The sequence below is a fragment of the Peribacillus sp. RS7 genome, from assembly GCF_041956845.1.
Classification (GTDB): Bacteria; Bacillota; Bacilli; order Bacillales; family DSM-1321; genus Peribacillus.
In genome coordinates, this window is sequence record NZ_CP168135.1 from 3,014,929 (window position 1) to 3,039,490 (window position 24,562).

Sequence of the window (24,562 nt, forward strand, 5' to 3'; positions counted from 1 at the left end):
GATTATCTTTACAATCCCTCCGGAGAGCCAATCCTCAATTATCATTTCAATGATCGTCATCATTGGAGATGTCATGTTTGTTTAAAAACTCAATGATGCCATTCACCAATCCAGGGGATAATGGTAGTTCAGGATTTGTATAGGTTGCTAGATTTCCCTCTCGATCTGCAGGAGCTTCTTTCAATACATGATTCATCTTTTCGAGTATAAGTAACTCAGAATCGCCTTTTTCCTTATGTAACGCTTTTGCATTAGTTGGCGCCACTTGAATATCTCTATTACCATTTACGATTAGAACAGGGATATTCAGTTCCTTTACAAATTCGATCGGATTATATTGAATCCAAGAAATCATGTAAGGTTGAACAGAAGGACGGAATACACTTTGCAAGTCTGCACTGACAGTCTCGACTTGTTTTCCTTGTTTTAGTTTTGACAGTATATCCTTGGACTCCGTTAATAACGTCGGTGTCAGTTGCTCTTCAAGCTGTTTAATAAGTACTTGGTCAATAGGTTCGCCTGCACCAGCTAATGAAATGAATATGTCTGTCTCTGATTTCTTGGCAGCTGCCATTCCAATTAAAGAACCTTCACTATGGCCGATGATGCCGACTTTGGAAAAACGGCCATCCTTTTTGGCAAATTGAACCCAAGCAGCTGCATCATCAATATATTGTTCAAATCTCAGATCCGCTTCTTTTCCTGCCAATTGCATATTTTCGCCAATTCCGCGCTTATCATATCTAATGCTTGCGATACCTTTTTCTGCAAGACTCTCGGCTAACATTTTCAAACTATTATTTTTCCCGGGCATTGCCATGGTGTTCCCGTCTTTATCAGTCGGTCCCGAACCCGCAATTATTATCATCACAGGAAAAGGTCCTTCATTTTTTGGTGTTTCTAAAAGGCCATTAATTGTTCCATTCTGTAAGTCGGCCTGCACAATTTCACCTGATTCTTTCTCTACAACTGCCTGATCGGATTTCTTAAGCAATTCGAAGGGGAACTCTTGCCCTTTCTGAACAAATGTTCCTGAAATCTTTTCCTTATCCACTTTCCCATCAAACGTTATTTGCTGATTTTGCATTTTCATATTAAAAAACAAGTCTGAATTAATTAACTTTACACTGGTTAAGGGGAATTCGTTCAATCCTTGTACAGGAATACTTATCGTTCCATCTTTCCCCGTGAAATGAACAATGATTGGAAGAGGTTGATTTGGAATCTTTATATCTCCTTCCCACCTACCTTCAATGGCTTTCAACGAGCTCACATCCTTCGAATTCTCATCCACTTGTTCCGTGTCCTTGGTTCTGCAGCCTGCCATCAATACAAAAGCACTTACGATAATACATATAATCGACAAAAGTCTTTTCATTTGAGCAACTTCCTTTCTTAATATAATTAGAGATAAGAAGATATTTTATTAGAACATTTAACATGTTTTTTTTGTTTCAGTCACTCATATCAGTCTTCATTATAAGTAAGTTTTAATATATTTCCAATATTTTCCCTTAATATGGCGTTTGTTTTTCCATTGTATCTTTTTAAATATGATGGCCATTGCAGCTGTGTAGAGGGATGTATTAAAAAAATATCGAAGAGACATTAAATCAGACCGTCTTAATCGAGAGCGTATAAGTCGGTGTTGTTTTCATGGTACCTTTTTAAAGGTAGGGATATTAGGTCAATATATAGAATGATTTATAAATCAAACATTGACATCTAATAGAAACTCTTTTAGAGTGGATGTGTAAATTAAATATCCTCGTTAGGTGAGGCTCCTGTGTAGGAGATACGCTACTGCCCAAAAATGTCGAAAGACGCCAATGGGTCAACAGAAACCATCGACATAAGGTGGTTTTTAATGTAGCTGGCTTTGTCCTATGCCACACAGTGCTAAAGCTCTACGAATGGAGGAACTGGATTTATGCTATGTATTTGTCATTCAGCCATTTACGGCTGTTTGTATTTGTCTTCCAGGCAATGTACGCATATATACCGTATTTAACACCTTCATTTGTAATGGAGGTGTTTTTATTTTTTCCTGGAGGTGAGGATTGTGGGTCATCACTCACGGGAATACTCCAAGCTTAATGAAAATTGAATGAAAACAAAGATTTTGAAGGGGAAAAATAATATTTTTTTGCTCCCCTAAAAGGAGTTGAGGGCAAAATGAAAGTCCTGACAGAAGACCAAATAACTTTACAAATCATAAAAGTTTTAAAAGAAGGAAAAAAGAAAGAATTTCAAGCAATATTAGAAGAACTCCAACCATATGACATTGCACGAATATTCGAGGGACTCCCAGAAAAACATCATACACGTTTCTTGTTGTTCCTTGATTCAGAACAAATTGCTGAACTGATTCAAGAACTTGAAAAAGTACATCAATTAAAGATTCTTAGTAAATTAGGAATTGAGAAATCCGGCCATGTAATGGATTTAATGGATAATGATGATCTAGCTTCATTGTTAGAGAACCTATCCCCTGAAAAAATTGAAGAACTTCTTTCAGGTATGAAACAAGAAGAATCTAAAATCGTTCAAAATATCATGAATTATCCCCCGGAAACGGCAGGACGAATTATGACGAACCGTTTTGTATGGATCCCCCAACATTATACGGTTCGTGAATCAGTTGAAAAGCTTAAAATCTTTGCGGAGTTTTCGGAAACGATTAACTATCTTTATGTAATAGATAACGATAAAAAATTAGTGGGTGTTGTCTCATATCGGGATTTAATAATAAATGATGAATCTGAAAAAATTCAAGATATTATGTACAGCCGGGTTATCTCCGTATTTGCTTATGAAGATCAAGAAGAGGTAGCCGGTGTTATTGAGCGTTATGATTTTTTAGCGATTCCTGTTGTTGAAAAAAATAATGAGTTATTAGGAATTGTAACCGTTGATGACATCATTGATGTTGTCATTAAGGAAGCGAATGAAGATATTGAAAAACTCTCGGCATCTGGTAAATCCATAGATTTTGACACGAAGGCGCACGTGGCCGCATATCGTCGACTACCCTGGCTTATTTTACTTTTATTTATCGGATTAGTGTCTGGAACCATTATAAGCGGCTTTGAAGAAACATTGTCCAAAGTTGTTGCACTTGCCTTCTTTATGCCGATGATTGCTGGGATGACTGGAAATACAGGTACTCAATCTTTAGCTGTTGTTGTAAGAGGCCTGATTACTAGTGACACGGATAAGGGAGTAGTTACCAGACTTATTATACGAGAGCTTAAAGTTGGATTGATAATAGGTGTTACCTGTGGAATTTTAATTTCCATCATAGCTTATGTTTGGCAGGGAAATCCCGTTCTGGGATTAGTGGTTGGAAGTTCATTAGTCATGACTCTGATTATTGGGACTTTAGCTGGGACCATTATTCCTCTGATATTATATAAATTCAACATCGATCCTGCAGTTGCTTCCGGTCCATTAATTACAACACTAAATGACATACTCTCGTTACTTATTTACTTTGGAATTGCAACAATGTTCATTTCAAAATTGATGTAGACTATCCACGAGTTAGTTTCTTAAACCAGTTCATAAGAAGAAGGGGCGGTACCCCTGTCAAGTGTACAATAAAAAAGAGTATTTCAAGCTGCGGCCTTTTCTCAGTATTCAATAGGGAAAAGGCCGTTGAATTTTTCTTGGAAGAGATCCATGTATTGTAGAATTCCGTATGTGAGAAGCAGCTCTCTATGTCATCCAAGTTTAATCAGGAATATATCCCTGACTGATCCATAATTCTTGTTTCATTTTACGGTCACTCTAAAATATGGACAGTATGTTATATAATGTAGACCAAAAATAAACGGTCTTCTTATTTGCTCAAAGGTTATTAACCATGCCTTTGTTCATTCAGCCATTATGCTCATGACCTTTATATGAATGAAAAACATGGGACATAATAGGTCATAGCAAGTTTAGGATATCCATTAAAGGCTACATAAAGAGTGTTATGGAAGCAATAGACAGTCATATCATATTCTTTGACCTGCGAACTTCATCAGTGATACGCTTCTTTTCGAAATTACGTATTCAAAACCAAGGAGGAACGAATGATGACACAAACCAAACAACAAATAATCACCCTGGCAAACCGTCCAAAAGGTATGCCTTCGAAAGGGGATTTTAACTTTGTTGAGAGTGAAGTTCCCACACCAAAGGCTAATGAAATTTTAGTACGTACACTATATTTATCTGTCGATCCCTATATGCGTGGCAGAATGCAAGATACCAAATCATATATTGCTCCATTTGAATTGAATAAGGTCATCACGGGTGGCGTTGTTGCTGAAGTTGTAGAGTCCAAATCGAATTCCTTCAAACAAGGGGATGTCGTTGTTGGGAATATCGACTGGGCAGAATATACAGTTGTCACTGAAAAGGAAATCAACGTGATTGATCCCAAGGTGGCTCCGGTCACAACTCATTTAGGGATTCTTGGAATGACCGGTTTAACTGCTTACTTTGGTTTGCTTGATATTGGTAAACCTCAAGAAGGTGAAACTGTAGTGGTTTCCGGGGCAGCTGGTGCTGTTGGTTCAGTAGTTGGACAAATCGCTAAGATTAAAGGTGCGAAGGTTGTTGGCATCGCTGGTTCAGATGAAAAACTTGAGTACTTAACGAAAGAGCTCGGATTTGATAGTGCCGTAAATTATAAAAAGGATAGTTTTGCGACAGATTTAGCTAAAGCTGTTCCCGATGGAGTGGATGTTTATTTCGATAATGTGGGCGGCGAGGTGTCCGATGCTGTTTTCACACTGTTGAATGCGAATGCCCGAATTCCATTATGCGGAGCGATTTCCTCGTATAATGCAGAAGGGAAAGATCTAGGACCGCGTCTGCAATCGGCGATGATCAAAACGAGTGCACTTATGAAAGGTTTCACAGTTGGAAATTATGCCGATAGATTCCAAGAGGGTGCGACGGATTTAGGAAAATGGCTCCAAGAAGGAAAGCTGAAGTATGAGGAAACGATTATTGAAGGGTTTGAAAACGTACCAGATGCATTTTTAGGTTTGTTTAAAGGAACGAACCTCGGTAAACAGCTTGTAAAAGTAGCGGAACCTGAATTCGCTAAACTATAAGGTTTATGGAAATACGTCGGAGGCAGGCCTTTGTTGTGATTCCTAAGCAGCTTATAATAAAAGCGGCCTTTTTTCGATATTCAATCGGGGAAAGGCCGTTTTCCTTTTCAAGTTAAAGATATAATGCCGGGTTGAGTTTCTCTGATCGGCCAGTACCTTAAGAGGGGGAGCTCGCTCAATTGCAGTAAGTTTTTGAAACCATGGCGATAACGGCAGATATAGGTCGATCAAAGAATCTCTTGAAATATCCAGGGGATTTTGGATTTTCAGAAAGCATTTTTAGCGGAGAAGCATATGGCATCAATCTTATCTATTCGAGGAGCCCTTTTTTGAACCATTCGTTAAATGGAGTGGTTCACTCTTGTGTGAAAAGGATGAAATTGGAATGTTTGTAGAAAACTCTGTAAAAATGGCAATTTTCATTATAAAATGTAAATACATAGAGAAAGGTGATGAACCATGTCAAACGTTGCTAAATTTCGTGATTTTTTAACTAGTGAGAAAATCTATATGAATGAGTTGAATGAAGATGGCACCACCTTTTTTAGAGCTGAGCAAAAGTTAAAGGACGGGTGGAAGGTCCTTTTAGTATTTGCATTCAATGAAGATGAAAATGTGGCGGACTTATTTTGCTTTAATGTCGCCGAGTTGAAGAATCCTGATAAGAAGCAGGATGTACATACACTGTTGAATGAATATAATGCTAATTTTAGGTATTCAAAGCTTTATGAAGAAAATGGGACGATTTCCATTAGGTATTCATCCTCCATCGAGGGGGATATCGTACCGGATCTCGCGTTCAGGAAGTTAATCATGCTGCTTGAGACGGCACAGCAGGTTTATCCGCGGTTAATGGAAGTCATATGGTCATAACATAATATAGGATGAAAAAGTTCTCTGAATCAGGGGACTTTTTAACATCTTTACTAAAGTGAATGAATATATTATCGTTACAATCCATTAATTTAAATTTTTTTAAAAAGAACTATTGCATTTTTTTAGATTAAACTATATAATAAATTTTGTTGGTAATTCGACAAAGTTCTACAAGGATTATGCGGGTGTAGTTTAGTGGTAAAACCTCAGCCTTCCAAGCTGATGATGAGGGTTCGATTCCCTTCACCCGCTCCAATACATACTCATAACGTAGGGTTTCGTTACCTGGAGAACGAAGCTTTGCGTTTAAATATTATAACTAGGATTCTACTGTTTACAGTGGAATTTTTTTATTGTCCAAAATTACCTGTATCCAGAAGGGGGGGCTATTTTGATGCAGCACACTCTTGTTCAAAGTGATTAACTACGGTAGTAGAATCAGTTTGAACAAGAGTGTGCTTTTTTTGTCCAAATAAACGTTTATTGAGACGGTGCTTATTGAATAAAAGGTATTTAAGGGAATATTTGTAATGCGATTACCCAATCTTGTAGTATTGATAATGAGAGTAAATATATTTCATGTTTTCGCGTAAATCCTGATCCTTTAATGGTTAGAGGAGAATTTCGGGAAGTTTGTTCAATGGATCCATTTTGAATTGTGAATATGGAGGGGGAAGCGAAAATGTCACTACTTTTAGAACCAATAGGTTTAATCCAAAATAATAGAGTTAATTTGGAAGATGATTATTGGGGAGAAGTGATTTCCGAGATAATTATGGATGGATCCAAATTCAAAGAAGATTGCCTGTTTGGATTAGAACAATTTTCACATATTGAAGTCATATTTTATATGAATAAAGTGGAACCTGACAAAATTCAGTTCAATGCCAATGGCATCCAAAACCCTCTACTTTTAACAATTCACATCTTGATACACCAAGCTGATTTGGCCTTGCTTTGGCCCTTTGAGAAAAGATACCTACCTTTGGCCAATCAGTTCGATTTCTTGGATGCCTAGGCTAAAGATAACTGTGAGGGCTTTGGGGACACAGTTATCTTTAGCCCAATGGAACGCCAGTATTGGATATTAAACCTTATATGTCTGAATTTGGCCCGATTGGCCAAGTGAAACAACCCAATTGGTCAAAAGAGGTAATGAAAACTATTATAGTAATGGTTAACAAAATGAGCAGCAATAAAAAAAACGTGCATATTTTTTTATTGCTGCTCATTTTTTCTTATTTGGTAATGGTATGAAATTAATTTCAAGTAGCTATTTCAATCATTCTTATATGCTCTTCCATTCAGGAATCATAATACTCCTTTTTCGGGGACGAGAGGGTTAATAAAAGGATACTAGTTAGTTCCTTGGAAATTATGAAAAGACCCCTTCCGATTGTGGAAAGGGTTCCGTTCAATTTTGATTATCCTTCTACAATCGAGTAAGTCCCTTCACCACCGTGGATTTCAAGGAACATGTCCATCAAAGATTTCGTTAGCTGATGGGCTTCAGTGATTGGAGTCTTGGGTTGTAAATAAATGATTTGGATGGCCCTTTTCGTCTCTTCGGTGACTTTCGTTCGTTCTGAATCAACGTATGGACTTCCGAATGCTCCATCATGATCGGCTGATGTAATCATATTTTCCATGGAATTCAAGCGGCCGTTCAAACCGTCATAACCATCTGTTCCCTCGCCAATCTTAATCGAGATGTCACCCGCTAATTTATCCGCATCATAAATGCCGATAGGAACTTCATATAAAAGGGAGAAGAAGTTATTCAAATCGATGGCTGAATGGATGGGTGTCAAGTAATTCTGTTTTTTAACGCGGCGGTAAAGGGCTTCCACGGATGGGCGATACCGTGACGGGTTGGTTCCTGTGGTCTTGAAAATCTCTCGCCACTCTTTAATGCCGGAAAAGTCGGTCAACTCCTTTTCTTCAAGGTCGAAAAAAAGAGCCTCCTGAAATAATTGAAGTCTTCCTTTCACCATTTGCGGGGAGGGACCTACTTCGATGTTTTCATATGTAATGATCCCAACTTTGAATTCAGGGATTTTGCTGCTAAGATTAGCCGATATGGTAATTTCCAAGACGTTACACCTCCAAAAATGATTGGAATTAGTTTATCATAGATAGCAATGGTTTGAAATGAATACAAGCTTCGATGGGAATACTGAATGAACGTAGGTGATTAATATGGATATGAATACATTCAAGCAAGAAGTGATTTTATATAGTAAAGAGATCGGCATCGATAAAATCGGGTTTACATCGGCCACGGCGTTTACCGAATTGAAAGGTCGGCTGGTACGTCAACAGGAACTGGATTATCAGTCAGGGTTTGAAGAAGCAGATATAGAAAAAAGGGTCAGGCCTGAATTGATATTCGATAAACCGCAATCCATCATTTCGATTGCGCTTGCGTATCCTTCGAAATTGAAGGATGCTCCGCAAAGTACAAAAGGTGAGCGGCGCGGGATTTTTTGTCGGGCTTCGTGGGGAACGGATTACCATACCGTCCTTCGGAATAAATTGCAGTTACTTGAGGATTTCATTAAAGATAAAGTGCCGGGGGCAGTGGCGAAGTCAATGGTTGATACGGGAGAATTATCAGATCGGGCTGTTGCTGAGCGGGCAGGAATTGGCTGGAGTGCAAAAAACAGTATGATCATCACTCCGGAATACGGGTCTTATGTCTACTTGGGAGACATGATCACCAACCTGCCATTTGAACCGGATCAACCGATGGAAGATCAATGCGGGACATGCAATAAATGTGTCGATGTTTGCCCGACAGGTGCGCTCGTTCAGGGTGGTCAGCTGAATTCCAAGCGTTGCATTGCGTTCTTAACGCAGACAAAGGGTTTCCTACCGGATGAGTTCAGGACGAAAATAGGCAATCGTTTGTATGGATGTGATACATGTCAGACCGTATGCCCCAAAAACAAAGGAATGGATTTTCATCTTCATGAAGAGATGGAACCCGACCCCGAGTTAGCGAAACCGCTGTTGAAACCTCTGCTTACGATTTCAAATCGGGAATTCAAAGAGACATACGGCCATGTATCTGGCTCTTGGCGCGGTAAAAAACCAATCCAACGAAATGCCATTTTAGCATTGGCCCACTTCAAAGATGAAACGGCATTGCCTGAATTGATCCAGGTCATGAAGGATGATCCGCGGCCCGTCATACGGGGAACGGCAGCCTGGGCAGTTGGTAAAATTGGTCGGGAGCAGGCCGTTTCCATACTGGAAGAAGCACGAATGAAGGAAACGGATGAAGAGGTACTGGCGGAAATAGAAAAAGGACTTCGGTTTACCTTGGAAACAAAATGATATGTAAGACGTAGCAGCCCCGTTAATATTAACGGGGCTGCTTTTTTGCTTAAGATATTCCGAGTTCCTTCAAGGAAACCTTCTATAATATTTATAAGATTCGAAAGGGTTGAAACCCTACATTTTATGAAGTTGTGTTTTTGTCCATGCCCTTATACATACACATTAGCATAGATGGTAAGAAGGAGGGCATGAACTTGAGGAATCAATTGCAACGCCTTTTACAAGAAAGAGTGGAGTTTTATACTTCCGATAATCAGGAACGGAGTGAAAGGAAGTTACATCTGAAAAAGGATTTGATGAGGAACCGTGCTGCGGAAATTGTTCGGGTGAATGCTGCTGGCAAGGTTCATTCGAAGAGAAAGGAAGACATGGATACTGTCCTGACTTATCATGTGCACCTGCAATATTTATTGAAACAGGAGGATTCATTTTATATAGAAGAAGAAATGGAAGAACGGGAGGCTCGGTTTCGAAATGGGTATATAGTGGATGAACGTGAGCTGTTTCCCACCATTGAAACGGAAGAGGTACCGCCAGAATCTGAACCAAATGCAGATCGTCTCGCATATAAGTACGATCGGATGAAGGCCGTCCAATATGCCGAGCGTTGGTGGAACGAATTCAATCCTGCTTATAATAAATTCACTGATGATTGTACGAATTACATTTCACAATGTTTACATGCGGGAGGAATCCCGATGTGGGGGGCGCCGAACAAAAATAAGGGCTGGTGGATAAGAGGGAAAAGCTGGAGTTACACATGGACGACGGCCCATTCTTTATATCATCTGCTTAAAGCCGGGAATGCCATCAGGACAAAGCAGGTGAAGACGGCCAAGGAATTGAATTTGGGTGATATCCTCTGTATAGATTTCGAAGGGGATGGGCGGTTTGATCATAACTTGATCGTAACGGCGAAGGATCAGGATGGGATGCCGCTTGTGAATGCCCATACGATGAACAGCCGTCACCGGTATTGGACGTATGAGGATTCGACTAGGTATACACCGAATATCGTTTATAAATTCTTTGCGATGTTGGATGGAAGGTGATTGGTTTTTAGTCTTTTTTGTTTAATGCTATAATTAAGGTGAAGTTTAAACTAGAGGTGAAAATGAAGTGTCAATACATGTAGTTTTATATCAACCACAGATTCCAGCAAATACAGGCAATATCGCAAGAACATGTGCAGGGACGGATACGTCTTTACATCTCATTCGTCCGCTCGGTTTCTCAACGGATGACAAACAGCTCAAAAGGGCCGGGCTCGATTACTGGGAGAATGTAAAGATTCATTATTATGATTCGTTGGAAGAGTTCTATGAAAAGAATGCCGGCGGTGAATTTTATTACTTAACGAAATTCGGGGAGCAGCCGCATTCCAGCTTCGATTACAGTGATCAAGACAGTGAGATATACTTCATTTTTGGCCGTGAAACGACAGGTCTCCCGAAAGAGCTGATCCAGGAAAATATGGATAGGTGCCTAAGGATTCCAATGACGGATAAAGTACGTTCCCTTAATCTTTCGAACACGGCTGCCATCTTGGTTTATGAAGCATTGAGACAGCAAAATTACCGTGAATTGGATTTGAAAACAAAAGATTGAGTTTCATTACTGCATACTGTCATCGGGGTAGATTCAGCCCCGATGATGGTTGTTTCATTTTACATATTGAATAGGGGTGGGAGCTTTGAATCATATTATTGAGAAGATTTTAGATCACCGTTCCATTCGTTCTTTTGAGGACAAGCTATTGTCTGAGGAGCAAATCAATACGATTGTGGAATGTGCCCAGGCTGCATCGACTTCAAGTTACATTCAAGCGTATTCAATCATAGGGGTATCAGATCCGGAAAAGAAAGCCAAGCTTGCTGAACTTGCTGGACCACAATCTTATGTAGAGAAGAATGGGCATCTATTCGTCTTTTGTGCTGATTTATATCGTCAGGATATGGTTTCCGAAATGGAAAACACGGACCTGACTGAATCGATTGAAAGTACGGAGAAATTCATGGTTGCCTGTATTGATGCTGCTCTAGCGGCTCAAAATGCAGCGCTGGCCGCAGAATCGATGGATCTTGGCATTTGCTATATCGGCGGGATCCGCAATAATCTCCCGGAAGTGTCAGAGATTTTGAATATACCTCATCGGGTCATTCCGTTATTCGCCCTAGTGGTCGGATATCCGAAAAACCGTTCTGATAAAAAGCCGCGTTTGCCGCAGTCCAATATCTATCATGAAAATGGATATCAGGAGGATAAGCAGGAATACCTCGGACAGCTTGAAGAGTATAATGAAACGATCTCGAGTTATTACGAGCGTCGGACTAAAGGTAAACGAAAAGACACCTGGACCGAGCAAATGGCTGCCATGCTTGGAAAGAAAAGCAGGTTATACATGAAAGATTATGTGGAGAAGCAAGGGTTTAAGAAACATTGATCGATGAAATGACCTTTTAGGAGTATTCTTTCCGTTCCCATAAGGGACATTTACCAAAATCCTGAACATGAGCCAAACAATAAAGATCCCGGAAATATTTCCGGGATCTTTATTGTTTTCATTTGTCGCTAAAAACGGGTTCAGCTCAATAATCCTATCAGAATTGCTCCTTATATACCCATGAAATAACTATTGACAATATATTTAGATAGAATTATAGTAAATAAGTAATGGATAATGATAATCATTTTCATTTAAGTTTTTACTTACCTATTTTTCAATAAATGGAGGTTAAAAAATGGTTCGCCTATATACAGAGAATTTAAATATTGGTTATGGTGAACGTTTGATTGTAAAAGATCTCAGTGTGGAAATTCCAGATAAAAAAATCACAACGATCATCGGTTCAAATGGATGTGGGAAATCCACACTTTTGAAAGCGACCACCCGGATCATTCCAAATCAATCAGGTATGGTTGTTTTAGATGGGATGAATATCTCAAAAGAGAGCACTAAGATCCTTGCAAGAAAAATGGCCATACTTCCGCAGACACCCGAGAGTGCAAGCGGATTGACAGTTGGCGAGCTCGTATCATATGGGCGCTTTCCCTATCAAAAAGGTTTTGGGCGTCTAACCCAAAAAGACTATGATGTGATTGATTGGGCACTTGAAGTGACCGGCACGAAAGACTTTAAGTTCCGTCCGGTGGATGCTCTCTCAGGAGGTCAGCGCCAGCGTGTTTGGATTGCCATGGCCCTTGCCCAGGAAACGGAAATCATCTTCCTTGATGAGCCGACCACCTATTTGGATATGGCGCATCAGCTAGAGGTTTTAGAACTCTTACAGAGGCTGAATGTAGAACAGGAACGTACGATTGTCATGGTTCTTCATGATTTAAACCAAGCTGCTCGCTTTGCCGACTATATCATTGCCTTAAAAGACGGGGAAATAGTCAAAGCGGGAGATTGTGAAGAAGTCATCACTCATGAAGTGTTAAAGGAAGTCTTCCATATTGATGCGGTTATCGGACGAGATCAACGAACGAACAAACCAATGTGCAGTACATACAATTTACTAAAAGGAGATTTGACAACAAATGAAAAAGATAATGATCCCATTTATACTGCTGTTAGTGTTAATTATTAGTGCTTGTGGTAACGAGGCAACCGAAAAAGAAAAAAGCTCCACTTCCAAAAAGGAAAAATCAGGAACCATCACTTACCAATCTGAAAATGGCCCTGTTGAAGTTCCGGCAGATCCAAAGCGTGTTGTCGTTCTATCTACTTTCGCAGGTAACGTAATGGCTTTGGATGTTAACCTTGTAGGGGTTGATTCCTGGTCTAAAATGAACCCGAATTTTAAAGAATTAAAAGATGTCGAAGAAGTGACGGACGAAAACCTGGAAAAGATCATCGAGTTGGATCCGGATTTAATCATTGGTTTATCAACGATTAAAAATGTCGATAAGTTAAGTGAAATTGCCCCAACCGTAACGTATACATACGGAAAAGTGGACTATTTAACACAGCACATAGAAATTGGTAAGCTTTTGAATAAAGAAAAAGAAGCCCAAACTTGGGTGGATGATTTCAAAAAACGTGCAAAAGCGACCGGTGAAGACATTAAAGCTAAAATCGGTGAAGATACTACCGTTTCGGTATTCGAAAAGTTTGACAAACAGTTCTATGTATTTGGCGATAATTGGGGTCGTGGAACGGAAATCCTTTATCAGGAAATGAAATTGGCCATGCCTGAAAAAGTAAAAGAAGCGGCGTTGAAAGATGGTTACTTCGCTTTATCTTTAGAAGTTCTGGCAGACTATGCTGGTGATTATGTGATTTTGAGTAATAATAAAGATGAGGACAATTCATTCCAACAAACAGATACGTATAAAAACATTCCTGCTGTAAAAAACAATCAACTCTTTGAAGCTAATGCGAAAGAATTCTACTTCAATGATCCTATAACATTAGAATACCAATTAGACTTCTTTTCAAAAAGTTTTCTTGGAAAATAATACAGCGAGGGAGAGGGATTCCAATTCCTCTCCTTTTATTCTATAAAAAAAGAGATGAGAGAGACAGATGACTAATGAAAATCAACGTTTCATCCCATTTATATGTAAACTGATGATAGGGATTGCTGTATTCATAGGCATGTTCATTATTTCCATGGCATTTGGTGCGGCTGATGTTACCGTAAGAGATGTCTGGCAAGCACTGACATCAAATGCTACCGGTGAAAAGATTTCAATCATTCGGGAAATCCGGTTCCCTCGTGAAGTGGGGGCAATCTTTGTTGGTGCAGCACTTGCCGTTTCTGGTGCCATCATGCAGGGGATGACTAGGAATCCACTTGCCGATCCGGGGTTGCTTGGATTGACGGCAGGAGCCAATGCGGGTCTGGCCATTACTTTGGCATTTATTCCAACAGCTAATAACTTAGGGATCATGACTGCGTGTTTTATAGGTTCCGCTGTGGGGGCAACCATGGTTTTCGGGATAGGTGCGATGAAAAAGGGAGGATTTTCTCCTTTACGGATCGTATTGGCTGGTGCAGCAGTCTCTGCATTCCTATTTGCCGTTTCGGAAGGTGTCGGGATTTATTTCAAAGTATCAAAAGATGTTTCGATGTGGACTGCAGGCGGGAATATCGGAACATCATGGAATCAGCTTCGTGTAATCGTCCCGTTCATTTTAATAGGCATCCTGATCTCCTTTCTCTTTTCCAGACAGCTCACCATACTTAGCTTAAGTGAAGAGGTGGCGGTAGGATTAGGTCAAAAGACAACACAAATAAAGGCGGTACTCTTCGTAGTCATCATTCTCCTGGCTGGTGCTGCCGTTGCGCTTGTTGGGAATATGGTATTCATCGGGTTAATGGTTCCCCATATGGTTCGGGCTATCGTGGGTACGGATTATCGATTCATCCTGCCTATGTCCGCGATTTTAGGGGCCACTTTCATGTTGCTTGCCGATACGATCGGACGTACTATCAATTCTCCATATGAAACGCCTGTGGTAGCGGTTGTTGCGATGATAGGTTTACCTTTCTTCCTCCTAATCGTGCGTAAAGGAGGTAAAGCATTTTCATGATCCAGTCAGCATTAGTCAAAAAACAGCGATGGATATTAGGTGCATTATCCGCACTCATTATCATTACGATCATTATTGGGACGTGTTCGGGATATTCGAATCTTTCTTTTGGGCGACTGATTCCTACGCTTTTCGGGCAAGGGACGTTTAAAGAGGAATTCATATTATTTTCCGTCCGATTACCAAGAATCATCATTACCCTTTTAGCAGGTATGGCCCTTGCACTGTCGGGAGCCATTCTACAGGGAATCACACGCAATGATTTAGCCGATCCCGGAATCATCGGAATCAACTCAGGAGCTGGTGTAGCCATTGCCGCTTTCTTTCTGTTTTTCCCGATTGACGCAGGTTCATTTGTTTATATGATTCCACTTGTCGCTTTTATCGGCGCGTTACTGACGGCCTGTTTAATATATATACTCTCATTTAAAAGAAGGGTCGGTCTTGAACCAGTTCGGTTAGTACTGATCGGGGTTGGTTTTTCAATGGCGCTTTCAGGCCTGATGATTGTCCTCATTTCATCGGCAGAACGGGCAAAAGTCGATTTCATCGCAAAATGGTTGGCGGGGAATATTTGGGGCACGGATTGGCCCTTCATTTGGGCGGTTCTACCATGGTTAATCGTCCTTATCCCATTCACTTTATATAAAGCAAATCGGTTGAATCTGCTTGGTTTAAGTGAACCGGTCGCAATTGGAGTGGGTGTATCGATTGAAAAGGAACGGATCGTATTGCTAATAACTGCTGTCGCACTGGCCGCAGCTGCCGTTTCCGTTACAGGCGGAATTGCATTCATTGGACTCATGGCTCCGCATATAGCAAAATCATTGGTAGGACCTCGAAATCAATTATTCATTCCAGTTGCCATTTTAATCGGTGGATGGCTATTGTTGCTTGCCGATACGATAGGCCGTAATATTATTGAACCCGAAGGGATTCCTGCAGGTATCATGGTTGCATTGATCGGTGCTCCTTATTTCATGTATTTATTGCTGAAAAAATAAGAACGTAGCTAAAATCCCTTGAAATTTTTCAGGGGATTTTATCCTTTTTGAGTACTTCCGTGGTTTTTTTGTGATTATTCATGGATTATCTATATCTAATTATTTCATCTGGATTCAAGCGTTTCGCTTCGAAAAAGAATACTTGAATAAACTTTTTTGTATTTACTCGGGTAGGAGTAAGAACTATTGTAGAATCATTTTGCAGTTCTTTCATCTTTTGGCGAACGACTGTGAAATCAAAAAATTTAGAAGCGTAATTTTCAAACTTTGGATTTGAAAAATCCGTTAAACCGAGCGAAGCAAAATGATTCAGCGATTGGTTGATGGTTCTGCGTATTCGCTGTTCGGCAGCTTTTATTTCACGATTAATATCAGCCTGCACAGCTGATGTTCCGAGCTTTTTCTTTGTGATTTCCACAAAGATATCTTTAAGGGTCGGGAAATGCTGTTTAAAAGTAAAAGTCCGTTCATACATAAATAAATATTGAAGCATTTCCATTAAATCTTTTGCCCCATTTTCTCCAACGATTCCTAATTCCGATAAAAGAAATTCGCCCACTTCTTTTATACTGTTCTCATTGAAATTATTTGATTTAGCAACTTTTGGCTGTTCAAAACTCAATACACTATTTAAAGAGGCTTGGATATTAGTGATCGATCTTTCCAAATGGATACGTTCCATAACTTTTCGAATGACCGTTAATATTTCAATACGATTGATTGGTTTAGTAATATAATAATCAATTCCGAGCGAGTATGCTTCACCAATTAGCTCCTTGGATTCAACCTGTGAAATCATTATTATTTTTCCATTAAATGTATTTTTTATATGACGGAGAGTCTCAATGCCATCTCGAATGGGCATTAATAAATCAATGAATAATATATCAATTTGTTTTAAATTCAAAATATGTCCTTCTAATAAACTTCCATCTTCCGCTTCCTCCACCACTTCTCCTAAATCTTCGTTCTCAATGATTTGGCTTAAGTTTGAACGTATAGCACAATCGTCATCTGTTATAAAAAAACGCATGAAATCATCCTCTCTGAATCAACTTATGAATTGGTAACTTTATTGAAAAAAGGGCCCCGTTAAGCTTATTTTCAAATAGGATGTCCCCCCCCAGTTCTTTCACGACTTCATTAACATATGAGAGTCCAATCCCTGTTGAAGGTGTTCCGTATTGATCATATTTTGAAGTGAATCCAGGTTTAAATATAACGGTCTGATATTTTTGAGGGATACCAGGTCCATTATCAGCCACTTTAAATTCTACATTGTCGCAAATTTCACACAAACTTAAACGAATGATTCCCTTTTCTTTAATTGCTTCCACTGCATTAGCGACTAAATTATTGAAAAGAGATAATACGGTATATACATGATAATGTGAATGGTTATTTCCATCCAATGAGTATTCAAATTGAATATCCTTTCCAAGTGATAAGGCATATTTTTCATTAATTCGGATAATTAAATGAAAGAGTTCAGCAGCATTCATATAATCTTTAAAACTCTCATTGGAGATCAATTTAGATAGACCAGCAAAAATTCGTTGATTATCCTTCTTAACTTCATGCATTTCACCCGCGATACGCAAAGCCTTTTGACTATATTGCTGTGCAGGAACATCAGGTTGCTTTTCCCTTTTTTCCAGTTCTTTTAAATCACGATACAAATCATACGATTTCTTTGTAATATTCTCTGCATTTTTTAATGTTTTTTTTAAATGAATCGTTTCCTCATATAAATTTGAAATGAGCATCAGCATATGTTCATTTTGTTTTCTGATTTGCTTTTCTCGTGATTGTGCTTCATAAAGTTTCATCATATTAAAAAAGCTTAAAACGATAAAACTGTGGCCGAATGCGATCACGATCATCTCATTTAGTGAACCTAACGTAATCGTTGTTTCTAATACAATATATTGAAAGAATAATTCTACAGAGTCGGACAATATTTCGATAATGAGACCAATAAACCCAATAACTAAAGATCGGTTTTGAAAGCGGTGTATTTTCACTAAAGAAAAAAGAAAGGAATAGGTGAAATAAAAGAAAAAACTAGGATATTGGACTTGGAAAGAAGAAGTCCAGGAAAAATTATCATGCATGAAAAAGTCTATTAGGATTCGAAATACCACAACCATTGTTCCTGTCAAGATGCCTGAAAAAATGGCAGGTGTTTTCTGTAATAATAGTAAAAAGAAGAAAAGTGCAGGCGGACCAAAACTTATTCGAAACGTTTCATTTAAAGGATAAAAACTCAATTCGCCTGCTAATGGTACTGTTAACAACATCAGAACAAGGATATTGACCTCTTTTTTCATTAACGTACTGAGATTCAAGTCGTCACCTCCCAATTTGTTTAAAAAATCAGTATACAGTTTCATTGGCTTCAATACAACGCTTACTTTGTTCCTGATTAAACGGCTTAGTACCAATTATGGCAAAACCAATCTGTTTTTCTATCAACAAATAATGGTAACAGTTGATGTGAATTAATCACGTTTTTTTTTGTGGATTTTTATTTTTTAGAATTTGTAGGTTTTCGTATGTTTATGTAGTTCCCATTTTAAAATTAAAGGCAGATAGAAATATTTTGAAAGCGCTTAACGATTTTCATTGTGTTTTCAGCAAATCCAATAAAGTAAGCACAAACAACTAATGAGGTGGAAGAATGTGATTGAAGAATTGTCAAAAGAGTATGACATTCACGTTAATAGCCAAAAGCAAGCCTGCTTAGATGAATGGGTGGCACACTACAGATCCTATGCAACAGAAGGACAAACCGCCAATTATATACCGGCATTGAGCAATATACACTTATCGCAATTAGGTATCTGCATACTAGAGCCAGGTGGAACAATGATGAAGTCAGGGGATTGTGAAGTCCCTTTCACGTTGCAAAGTATTTCAAAAGTGCTCAGCTTTATAGCCGCATGCTTGGGTTGCGGCATTTCTTATGTTTTAGAGAGGGTCGATGTGGAACCAACTGGGGATGCTTTCAATTCAATTATTCGTTTAGAAATGCATAAGCCGGGAAAACCGTTTAATCCTATGATAAATGCTGGAGCGATTACTATAGCGTCGCTTCTTCCAGGGGATTCTTCACAAAAAAAATTGGAATTTCTCTATGCATTATTTGAAAATTTGTTAGGGAAGCGCCCGACCATCAATGAGGAAGTGTATCAATCTGAGTGGCAAACCTCTCATAGAAATAGAGCTTTAGCTCACTATTTAAAAGAGGCGAATTATTTAGAATCGGATGTTGAGGAAGCTTTGGAGGTTTACCTGAAGCAATGTTCCATAGAAGTGACCACGGAAGACATAGCCCTGTTTGGATTGATTCTTGCACAAGATGGATACCATCCTATTCGTAAAGAACAAGTTCTCCCTAAAAAAGTGGCAAAACTAGCCAAAGCATTAATGCTTACTTGTGGAATGTACAATGCCTCGGGGAAATTTGCGGCTTTTGTTGGGGTGCCAGCCAAAAGTGGAGTATCTGGTGGGATTATGGCGTTAGTTCCTCCAAATGCCAGAAGCGGACTGCCTTTTCAAGATGGATGTGGTATTGGTATTTATGGACCGGCCATAGATGAATATGGGAATAGCGTAACAGGTAGTTTGTTATTGAAGCAAATGGCACAAGAATGGGATCTAAGTATTTTCTGAAAGTAAAGAAAATTTTGTTCTTATAAAAAATCAATATAGGGTACCATCCTAAAGATTTCCCTATCAATTCACTAAACCATAACAAGAGGTGATGTAATGCAGTAAGAGAAATCATTAATCTTGTTACTTTTAAACGTAAGGAATAATTTTGGAAAGCATGGTGATAAACATATGAATAATTTGCAGCGAAAGATGGGAACGTTTTCGTTAACGATGGTGGGACTCGGCTCTATTATTGGCTCAGGTTGGTTATTCGGAGCTTGGAGAGCGGCACAAATTGCAGGACCAGCAGCCATTATCTCTTGGATTATCGGGATGGTCGTCATTTTATTTATCGCACTTTCTTACAGTGAATTAGGGGCAATGTTTCCTGAAGCTGGGGGAATGGTAAAGTATACGCAGTACTCTCATGGTTCGTTTTTAGGGTTTCTTGCAGGTTGGGCAAACTGGATTGCAATCGTTTCCGTAATTCCGGTTGAAGCGATTGCTTCTGTTCAATATATGAGCTCATGGCCATGGGAATGGGCACAGTGGACACATGGTTTAGTGGAAAATGGAAGTCTTACTGGGGGAGGCTTGGCAATTGCCTCTGCATTATTGATCGTCTACTTTTTATTAAATTACTGGACAGTTAGTTTGTTTTCGAAAGCTAATTCATTTATTACAGTCTTTAAGGTTATTATACCTGGACTTACGATTGGATCACTTTTATTTGCCGGTTTTCATGCATCCAATTTTACGTCTGCAGGAAGTATAGCACCTAATGGTTGGGCAAGTGTACTCACTGCTGTAGCAACCTCTGGTATTATCTTTGCATTTAACGGTTTTCAAAGTCCGATTAATATGGCAGGTGAGGCAAAGAATCCTGGACGTTCGATCCCAATTGCAGTAATTGGTTCCATATTAATTGCAACGGTCATCTACGTTTTATTACAGGTTGCGTTTATTGGAGCCGTTGATCCGTCTATGATTGTGAACGGATGGCAACATTTGAATTTCAATTCACCGTTTGCTGACTTAGCTATTGTTTTAGGCATAAACTGGTTAGTTATTTTACTATATGTGGATGCTTTTATTTCTCCTTCGGGGACGGGAATAACATACACGGCTACAACGTCACGAATGCTTTATGGAATGGAAAAGAATAAATATTTACCAAGCGTGTTTGGAAAACTACATCCTCTTTATGGTATCCCTCGTCAAGCCATGTTTTTAAATCTAGGCGTATCGTTCTTATTTTTATTCATGTTTAGAGGCTGGGGTGTACTGGCAGAGGTTATTTCGGTTGCGACTTTAGTCTCTTATATTACGGGTCCAGTTACTGTTATAACATTAAGACGCACAGGTCAGAACTTGTATAGACCATTACGTTTAAAAGGATTAAGTATTATTGCACCACTTGGCTTCGTTTTTGCTTCTTTAGTTCTATATTGGGCAAGATGGCCACTGACAGGACAAGTATTATTTATCATTATGATTGGTCTTCCCGTTTATTTCTATTATCAATCAAAAATAAAATGGAAGGGATTCCGTCAAAACTTTTCAGCAGGGCTTTGGATGGTTGTTTATTTACTCTGTATGATGACCATTTCATACTTAGGCAGTGAAAAGTTTGGCGGACTGAATGTAATTCCATTTGGTTGGGATATGGTCATCATTACATGTTTATCACTAGTGTTTTATAGTTGGGCAATAAAGAGTGGATTCCAAACAGAATATTTGGAACAAGGGCAAAAGGTAAACGACGACTTGAGATCAATGGAGAACGACATCACATCTCAAACGGAAAAAAAGAACGCTGTATAAAATATGAAGGCACTACCATTGATTTCAGGCTTCGATAAGCGGAAATCAATGGCAGTGTTTATTTTTAATCATTTTAAAAAGATATTTAATAACGAAAGTGCTTTTTTCTATCTATATGGATTGGATGCAAAAGGGGACGGCAAATTTTAATTTGCTGTCCCCTTTTTGGAATTTAAGAAAGGCTTTTATATTCTTTATTTCACACCTGGTTTATCGTCATACCCAGCAGTGAAGATAGCGGCTAAAAATGTAATAGCGACTGCAACGATAATAACTGTGCCCATGTTGTGACCTCCCTTTACCCATATTGTCCCACTTAAGTATAGGCTTAGTATACCCTAATTTTTAGCAGGAGTGCACACAATTTTTCTTGTCAGCTGTTTTGTCATCAATTGTTCAATGAATAAGCCTTTTTAGATACAAAAAGAGTGAAGGGGGATTCGAAACAATGCCCGGCGACTTTTTAAAGTCTGACATGTTTGTCAGACTTGGTGCATAGATTTAAGTATTCTCTGAAAGTGACAGGGGGAGGTTCCTTAAATGGATATTTTAAAGAAAATCGAAAAATTTAGAGAAGATGAACAGAAGCTTAAGTGGGAAGGCACCTTCGCAGAGTACTTAGACATCTTGAAAGAAACACCATTGGTTGCACAATCTGCTCATTCACGTGTATACAACATGATCAGAGATGCGGGGATAGAGGAAGTAAATGGATCAAAGAAATACAATTTTTTCAGCGGCCAGTTGTTTGGCCTTGAAGATTCACTGGAAAGACTCATCGAGGAATATTTTCATCCGGCGGCAAAGCGGTTGGATGTACGTAAACGGATCTTGCTTTTGATGGGTCCTGTCTCAGGAGGGAAGTCTACGCTCGTTTCTTTACTGAAGCGTGGACTTGAAAATTATTCGTTAAAAGATACTGGTGCCATCTATGCAATAAAGGGATGCCCGATGCACGAAGATCCACTGCATCTCATCCCACAGTACTTACGGCAGGATTTTTATGAGGAATATGGCATCCGAATTGAAGGTAATCTTTCGCCGCTGAATGTTATGAGGTTAGAACAAGAGTATGGAAGCAGAATTGAAGATGTAATGGTCGAGCGTATTTTCCTTTCGGAGGATAAACGTGTTGGTATTGGAACATTCAGTCCTTCTGACCCTAAGTCACAGGATATTGCTGATTTGACGGGCAGCATCGATTTTTCGACGATTGCCGAATATGGATCCGAATCGGATCCGCGTGCATACCGTTTTGATGGCGAGCTGAACAAGGCGAACCGCGGGATGATGGAGTTCCAGGAGATGCTGAAATGTGATGAGAAGTTCTTATGGCATTTGCTTTCACTGACTCAGGAAGGAAATTTTAAAGCGGGACGGTTTGCATTGATCAGTGCCGATGAACTTATCGTGGCACATACGAATGAAACGGAATATAAAGCTTTCATTTCCAACAAGAAAAATGAAGCACTGCATTCCCGGATCATTGTCATGCCGATTCCATATAATCTGAAGGTTACAGAGGAAGAAAAGATTTATGAAAAGATGATTCATGAAAGTGATGTTTCCGATGTTCATATAGCCCCGCATACATTAAGGGTGGCTGCAATCTTCAGCATCATGACCCGCCTTAAGGATCCCAAAAAGGGCGATATAGATTTAGTGAAAAAGATGAGGCTTTATGATGGGGAAAACGTGGAAGGCTTTAATTCCGCTGACATCAATGAATTGAAAAAAGAATATCAGGACGAAGGCATGAGCGGAATCGATCCACGTTATGTGATTAACCGAATTTCCTCAACGATCATTCGTAAGGAAAATCCGTCCATTAATGCATTGGATGTACTTATGTCATTAAAAGCAGGTCTTGACCAACATCCATCCATTACGAACGAACTTCGGGAGCGGTATCTGAATTTCATTTCACTGGCACGTAAAGAATATGATGCCATTGCAAAAAATGAAGTGCAAAAGGCGTTTGTCTATTCATATGAAGAGTCGGCTAAGATCCTCATGGATAATTATCTGGACAATGTCGAAGCATACTGCAATAAATCAAGACTGCGCGATCCTTTGACTGGGGAAGAAATTAACCCGGATGAAAAATTGATGCGCTCGATTGAAGAGCAAATTGGAATTTCCGAGAATGCAAAAAAAGCATTCCGCGAAGAAATATTGATTCGAATTTCTGCATATGCGCGTAAAGGTAAGCGATTCGATTATAATTCACATGATCGTTTACGGGAAGCGATCCAGAAAAAACTATTTGCCGATTTGAAGGATGTAGTTAAGATCACCACTTCAACGAAGACACCAGACGAAAGGCAACTGAAGAAAGTGAACGAAGTCATCACGAGACTTATCGATGAGCACGGATATAATTCCACTTCAGCCAATGATTTGCTGCGCTACGTGGGCAGCTTGTTAAATCGGTAATCCATACTTTTTTGCCCCTGCCCCCTATCGGGCAGGGGTTTACCTACTTTTACGGAAAGTTACTTATATCCTACGAATGAAACAAACGCAACGATTCCATTATAAAAAATGATAGTGTAACAAGGTTTTCAGGAATATGTGTAGAACAGTTATCTATAATCAAAGAAAAACAAGTTGCCTTAGTTAAGAAAAGGGCAGAATTTGGAGTCGATTGAATGGATTATGTTCGTGAAAAATTAATGATTACGACAGAAAGGCTCGTCCTTAGATTATTTAAAACACCCGATGCAGCAGCGGTTGCGACCCTTTGCAATAACAATAATATTTACAAAAATACATTGTACCTACCTTATCCGTATAGTTTAAATGATGCTTTATCCTGGATGGGGCACCATTACGATAATTTTATGGCTGATAAAAATTATGAGTTCGCGGTAACAGACAAGGAAACTGGCGAATTATTTGGAGCAATTGCATTATCGAACAATAAAAGTTTTAACCACGGAGAAATAGCCTATTGGATTGGCGAGCCATATTGGGGAAATGGCTATGCGACAGAGGCAGCACGAGCGATTTTGCAATTTGCTTTTGAAGAAAAGAAACTGCACAAAGTGTTTGCACGATATTTTCTATCGAACCTTTCTTCAGGTAAAGTTATGGAGAAGATTGGTATGAAAAAAGAGGGGATATTAAAGGAACATGTCATAAAAGACAGTAAATATGAGGATTTAGTATATTGCGGGATTATTAATGAAAATGATCAATAATTAACA

21 protein-coding genes, 1 tRNA gene and 1 riboswitch are annotated in these 24,562 nt (G+C 39.2%); of the genes, 16 read left to right on the plus strand and 6 right to left on the minus strand.

The genetic code is table 11. The features are described 5' to 3' along the window. Positions 1-46: 46 nt before the first annotated feature. Entirely contained in the window at positions 47-1,378 is a 1,332-nt protein-coding gene (locus ACDZ29_RS15155) for an alpha/beta hydrolase family protein (RefSeq protein ID WP_375088073.1), read from the minus strand. 382 nt (positions 1,379-1,760) lie between these two features. Further along, positions 1,761-1,926: riboswitch (M-box (ykoK) riboswitch) on the plus strand. A gap of 2 nt (positions 1,927-1,928) precedes the next feature. Further along, positions 1,929-2,078, minus strand: a complete 150-nt coding sequence (locus ACDZ29_RS15160) for a hypothetical protein (RefSeq protein ID WP_289323847.1) — start codon at positions 2,076-2,078, stop codon at positions 1,929-1,931. A gap of 97 nt (positions 2,079-2,175) precedes the next feature. Here ACDZ29_RS15160 and mgtE point away from each other — a divergent pair, with 97 nt between their 5' ends. The 4 genes from mgtE (at position 2,176) to ACDZ29_RS15180 (ending at position 6,242) form a co-directional block, all read left to right on the plus strand. Next, on the plus strand, positions 2,176-3,531 hold the full coding sequence (mgtE, locus tag ACDZ29_RS15165; protein WP_289317797.1) for a magnesium transporter: 1,356 nt from the start codon (positions 2,176-2,178) through the stop codon (positions 3,529-3,531). 551 nt (positions 3,532-4,082) lie between these two features. Then, complete coding sequence (locus tag ACDZ29_RS15170; RefSeq protein WP_375088074.1) at positions 4,083-5,111, plus strand: NADP-dependent oxidoreductase; 1,029 nt, start codon at positions 4,083-4,085, stop codon at positions 5,109-5,111. 459 nt (positions 5,112-5,570) lie between these two features. Then, positions 5,571-5,984 (plus strand): YbjN domain-containing protein, encoded by a 414-nt coding sequence (locus tag ACDZ29_RS15175; protein ID WP_375088075.1) that lies wholly within the window; start codon positions 5,571-5,573, stop codon positions 5,982-5,984. A 184-nt stretch (positions 5,985-6,168) separates the two neighbouring features. Further along, positions 6,169-6,242: transfer RNA gene (locus ACDZ29_RS15180), tRNA-Gly, on the plus strand. Between the two features lie 626 nt (positions 6,243-6,868). Here the strand turns inward: ACDZ29_RS15180 and ACDZ29_RS15185 are convergent. Together ACDZ29_RS15185 and ACDZ29_RS15190 are read right to left on the minus strand one after the other, a co-directional pair. Continuing rightward, on the minus strand, positions 6,869-6,964 hold the full coding sequence (locus ACDZ29_RS15185) for a hypothetical protein (protein WP_375091146.1): 96 nt from the start codon (positions 6,962-6,964) through the stop codon (positions 6,869-6,871). Positions 6,965-7,411: 447 nt separating this feature from the next. After that, the gene (locus ACDZ29_RS15190) at positions 7,412-8,080 is read right to left on the minus strand and encodes a B3/4 domain-containing protein (RefSeq protein WP_289317792.1); all 669 of its coding nucleotides are present in this window, start codon (positions 8,078-8,080) and stop codon (positions 7,412-7,414) included. A gap of 106 nt (positions 8,081-8,186) precedes the next feature. Between ACDZ29_RS15190 and queG the strand changes: the two genes are divergently transcribed. The 8 genes from queG to ACDZ29_RS15230 all read left to right on the plus strand — a co-directional run bounded on the left by queG (position 8,187) and on the right by ACDZ29_RS15230 (position 15,872). Further along, complete coding sequence (gene queG, locus ACDZ29_RS15195; RefSeq protein ID WP_289323851.1) at positions 8,187-9,326, plus strand: tRNA epoxyqueuosine(34) reductase QueG; 1,140 nt, start codon at positions 8,187-8,189, stop codon at positions 9,324-9,326. A 197-nt stretch (positions 9,327-9,523) separates the two neighbouring features. Further along, positions 9,524-10,381, plus strand: a complete 858-nt coding sequence (locus tag ACDZ29_RS15200) for an amidase domain-containing protein (protein WP_375088076.1) — start codon at positions 9,524-9,526, stop codon at positions 10,379-10,381. 67 nt (positions 10,382-10,448) lie between these two features. Continuing rightward, positions 10,449-10,937 (plus strand): tRNA (uridine(34)/cytosine(34)/5-carboxymethylaminomethyluridine(34)-2'-O)-methyltransferase TrmL, encoded by a 489-nt coding sequence (gene trmL / locus ACDZ29_RS15205; protein ID WP_289323853.1) that lies wholly within the window; start codon positions 10,449-10,451, stop codon positions 10,935-10,937. Positions 10,938-11,022: 85 nt separating this feature from the next. Beyond that, a complete protein-coding gene (gene nfsA / locus ACDZ29_RS15210) occupies positions 11,023-11,772 on the plus strand; it encodes an oxygen-insensitive NADPH nitroreductase (protein WP_375088077.1) in 750 nt (249 codons plus the stop codon). A 298-nt stretch (positions 11,773-12,070) separates the two neighbouring features. Then, positions 12,071-12,919, plus strand: coding sequence for an ABC transporter ATP-binding protein (locus ACDZ29_RS15215; RefSeq protein WP_375088078.1), 849 nt, complete (start codon positions 12,071-12,073; stop codon positions 12,917-12,919). After that, complete coding sequence (locus ACDZ29_RS15220) at positions 12,870-13,790, plus strand: iron-hydroxamate ABC transporter substrate-binding protein (RefSeq protein WP_289323856.1); 921 nt, start codon at positions 12,870-12,872, stop codon at positions 13,788-13,790. The genes ACDZ29_RS15215 and ACDZ29_RS15220 overlap by 50 nt, the downstream gene beginning before the upstream one ends. A gap of 67 nt (positions 13,791-13,857) precedes the next feature. After that, positions 13,858-14,868 (plus strand): iron ABC transporter permease, encoded by a 1,011-nt coding sequence (locus tag ACDZ29_RS15225; protein ID WP_289323857.1) that lies wholly within the window; start codon positions 13,858-13,860, stop codon positions 14,866-14,868. A gap of 56 nt (positions 14,869-14,924) precedes the next feature. After that, entirely contained in the window at positions 14,925-15,872 is a 948-nt protein-coding gene (locus tag ACDZ29_RS15230; RefSeq protein WP_353957690.1) for an iron ABC transporter permease, read from the plus strand. 85 nt (positions 15,873-15,957) lie between these two features. Here the strand turns inward: ACDZ29_RS15230 and ACDZ29_RS15235 are convergent, their stop codons facing one another. Then, positions 15,958-16,905 carry a response regulator gene (locus ACDZ29_RS15235; RefSeq protein WP_289323858.1) on the minus strand — a complete coding sequence of 316 codons (948 nt, stop codon included), beginning with the start codon at positions 16,903-16,905 and terminating at the stop codon, positions 15,958-15,960. A 4-nt stretch (positions 16,906-16,909) separates the two neighbouring features. After that, a complete protein-coding gene (locus tag ACDZ29_RS15240) occupies positions 16,910-18,172 on the minus strand; it encodes a sensor histidine kinase (protein ID WP_289318475.1) in 1,263 nt (420 codons plus the stop codon). A 385-nt stretch (positions 18,173-18,557) separates the two neighbouring features. On the opposite strand from ACDZ29_RS15240, the gene ACDZ29_RS15245 reads away from it, so the two are divergent. The 4 genes from ACDZ29_RS15245 to ACDZ29_RS15260 all read left to right on the plus strand — a co-directional run bounded on the left by ACDZ29_RS15245 (position 18,558) and on the right by ACDZ29_RS15260 (position 24,556). After that, the gene (locus ACDZ29_RS15245; protein WP_289318474.1) at positions 18,558-19,547 is read left to right on the plus strand and encodes a glutaminase; all 990 of its coding nucleotides are present in this window, start codon (positions 18,558-18,560) and stop codon (positions 19,545-19,547) included. Positions 19,548-19,718: 171 nt separating this feature from the next. Next, positions 19,719-21,353 (plus strand): APC family permease, encoded by a 1,635-nt coding sequence (locus ACDZ29_RS15250; protein WP_289323860.1) that lies wholly within the window; start codon positions 19,719-19,721, stop codon positions 21,351-21,353. A 540-nt stretch (positions 21,354-21,893) separates the two neighbouring features. Continuing rightward, positions 21,894-23,789 (plus strand): PrkA family serine protein kinase, encoded by a 1,896-nt coding sequence (locus ACDZ29_RS15255; protein ID WP_289323861.1) that lies wholly within the window; start codon positions 21,894-21,896, stop codon positions 23,787-23,789. Positions 23,790-24,004: 215 nt separating this feature from the next. Continuing rightward, positions 24,005-24,556: a GNAT family N-acetyltransferase gene (locus tag ACDZ29_RS15260; protein WP_375088079.1), complete on the plus strand. Its 552-nt coding sequence runs from the start codon at positions 24,005-24,007 to the stop codon at positions 24,554-24,556. Positions 24,557-24,562: the final 6 nt, after the last annotated feature.

Bases quoted from the DNA above. Each gene is read 5' to 3' on its own strand.
- mgtE (WP_289317797.1), top strand. From the start codon at position 2,176: ATGAAAGTCCTGACAGAAGACCAAATAACTTTACAAATCATAAAAGTT.
- ACDZ29_RS15215 (WP_375088078.1), top strand. From the start codon at position 12,071: ATGGTTCGCCTATATACAGAGAATTTAAATATTGGTTATGGTGAACGT.
- ACDZ29_RS15235 (WP_289323858.1), bottom strand. From the start codon at position 16,905: ATGCGTTTTTTTATAACAGATGACGATTGTGCTATACGTTCAAACTTA.
- ACDZ29_RS15175 (WP_375088075.1), top strand. From the start codon at position 5,571: ATGTCAAACGTTGCTAAATTTCGTGATTTTTTAACTAGTGAGAAAATC.
- queG (WP_289323851.1), top strand. From the start codon at position 8,187: ATGGATATGAATACATTCAAGCAAGAAGTGATTTTATATAGTAAAGAG.
- ACDZ29_RS15260 (WP_375088079.1), top strand. From the start codon at position 24,005: ATGGATTATGTTCGTGAAAAATTAATGATTACGACAGAAAGGCTCGTC.
- ACDZ29_RS15250 (WP_289323860.1), top strand. From the start codon at position 19,719: ATGAATAATTTGCAGCGAAAGATGGGAACGTTTTCGTTAACGATGGTG.
- ACDZ29_RS15225 (WP_289323857.1), top strand. From the start codon at position 13,858: ATGACTAATGAAAATCAACGTTTCATCCCATTTATATGTAAACTGATG.
- ACDZ29_RS15220 (WP_289323856.1), top strand. From the start codon at position 12,870: ATGAAAAAGATAATGATCCCATTTATACTGCTGTTAGTGTTAATTATT.
- ACDZ29_RS15255 (WP_289323861.1), top strand. From the start codon at position 21,894: ATGGATATTTTAAAGAAAATCGAAAAATTTAGAGAAGATGAACAGAAG.
- ACDZ29_RS15155 (WP_375088073.1), bottom strand. From the start codon at position 1,378: ATGAAAAGACTTTTGTCGATTATATGTATTATCGTAAGTGCTTTTGTA.
- ACDZ29_RS15170 (WP_375088074.1), top strand. From the start codon at position 4,083: ATGACACAAACCAAACAACAAATAATCACCCTGGCAAACCGTCCAAAA.
- ACDZ29_RS15240 (WP_289318475.1), bottom strand. From the start codon at position 18,172: ATGTTGTTAACAGTACCATTAGCAGGCGAATTGAGTTTTTATCCTTTA.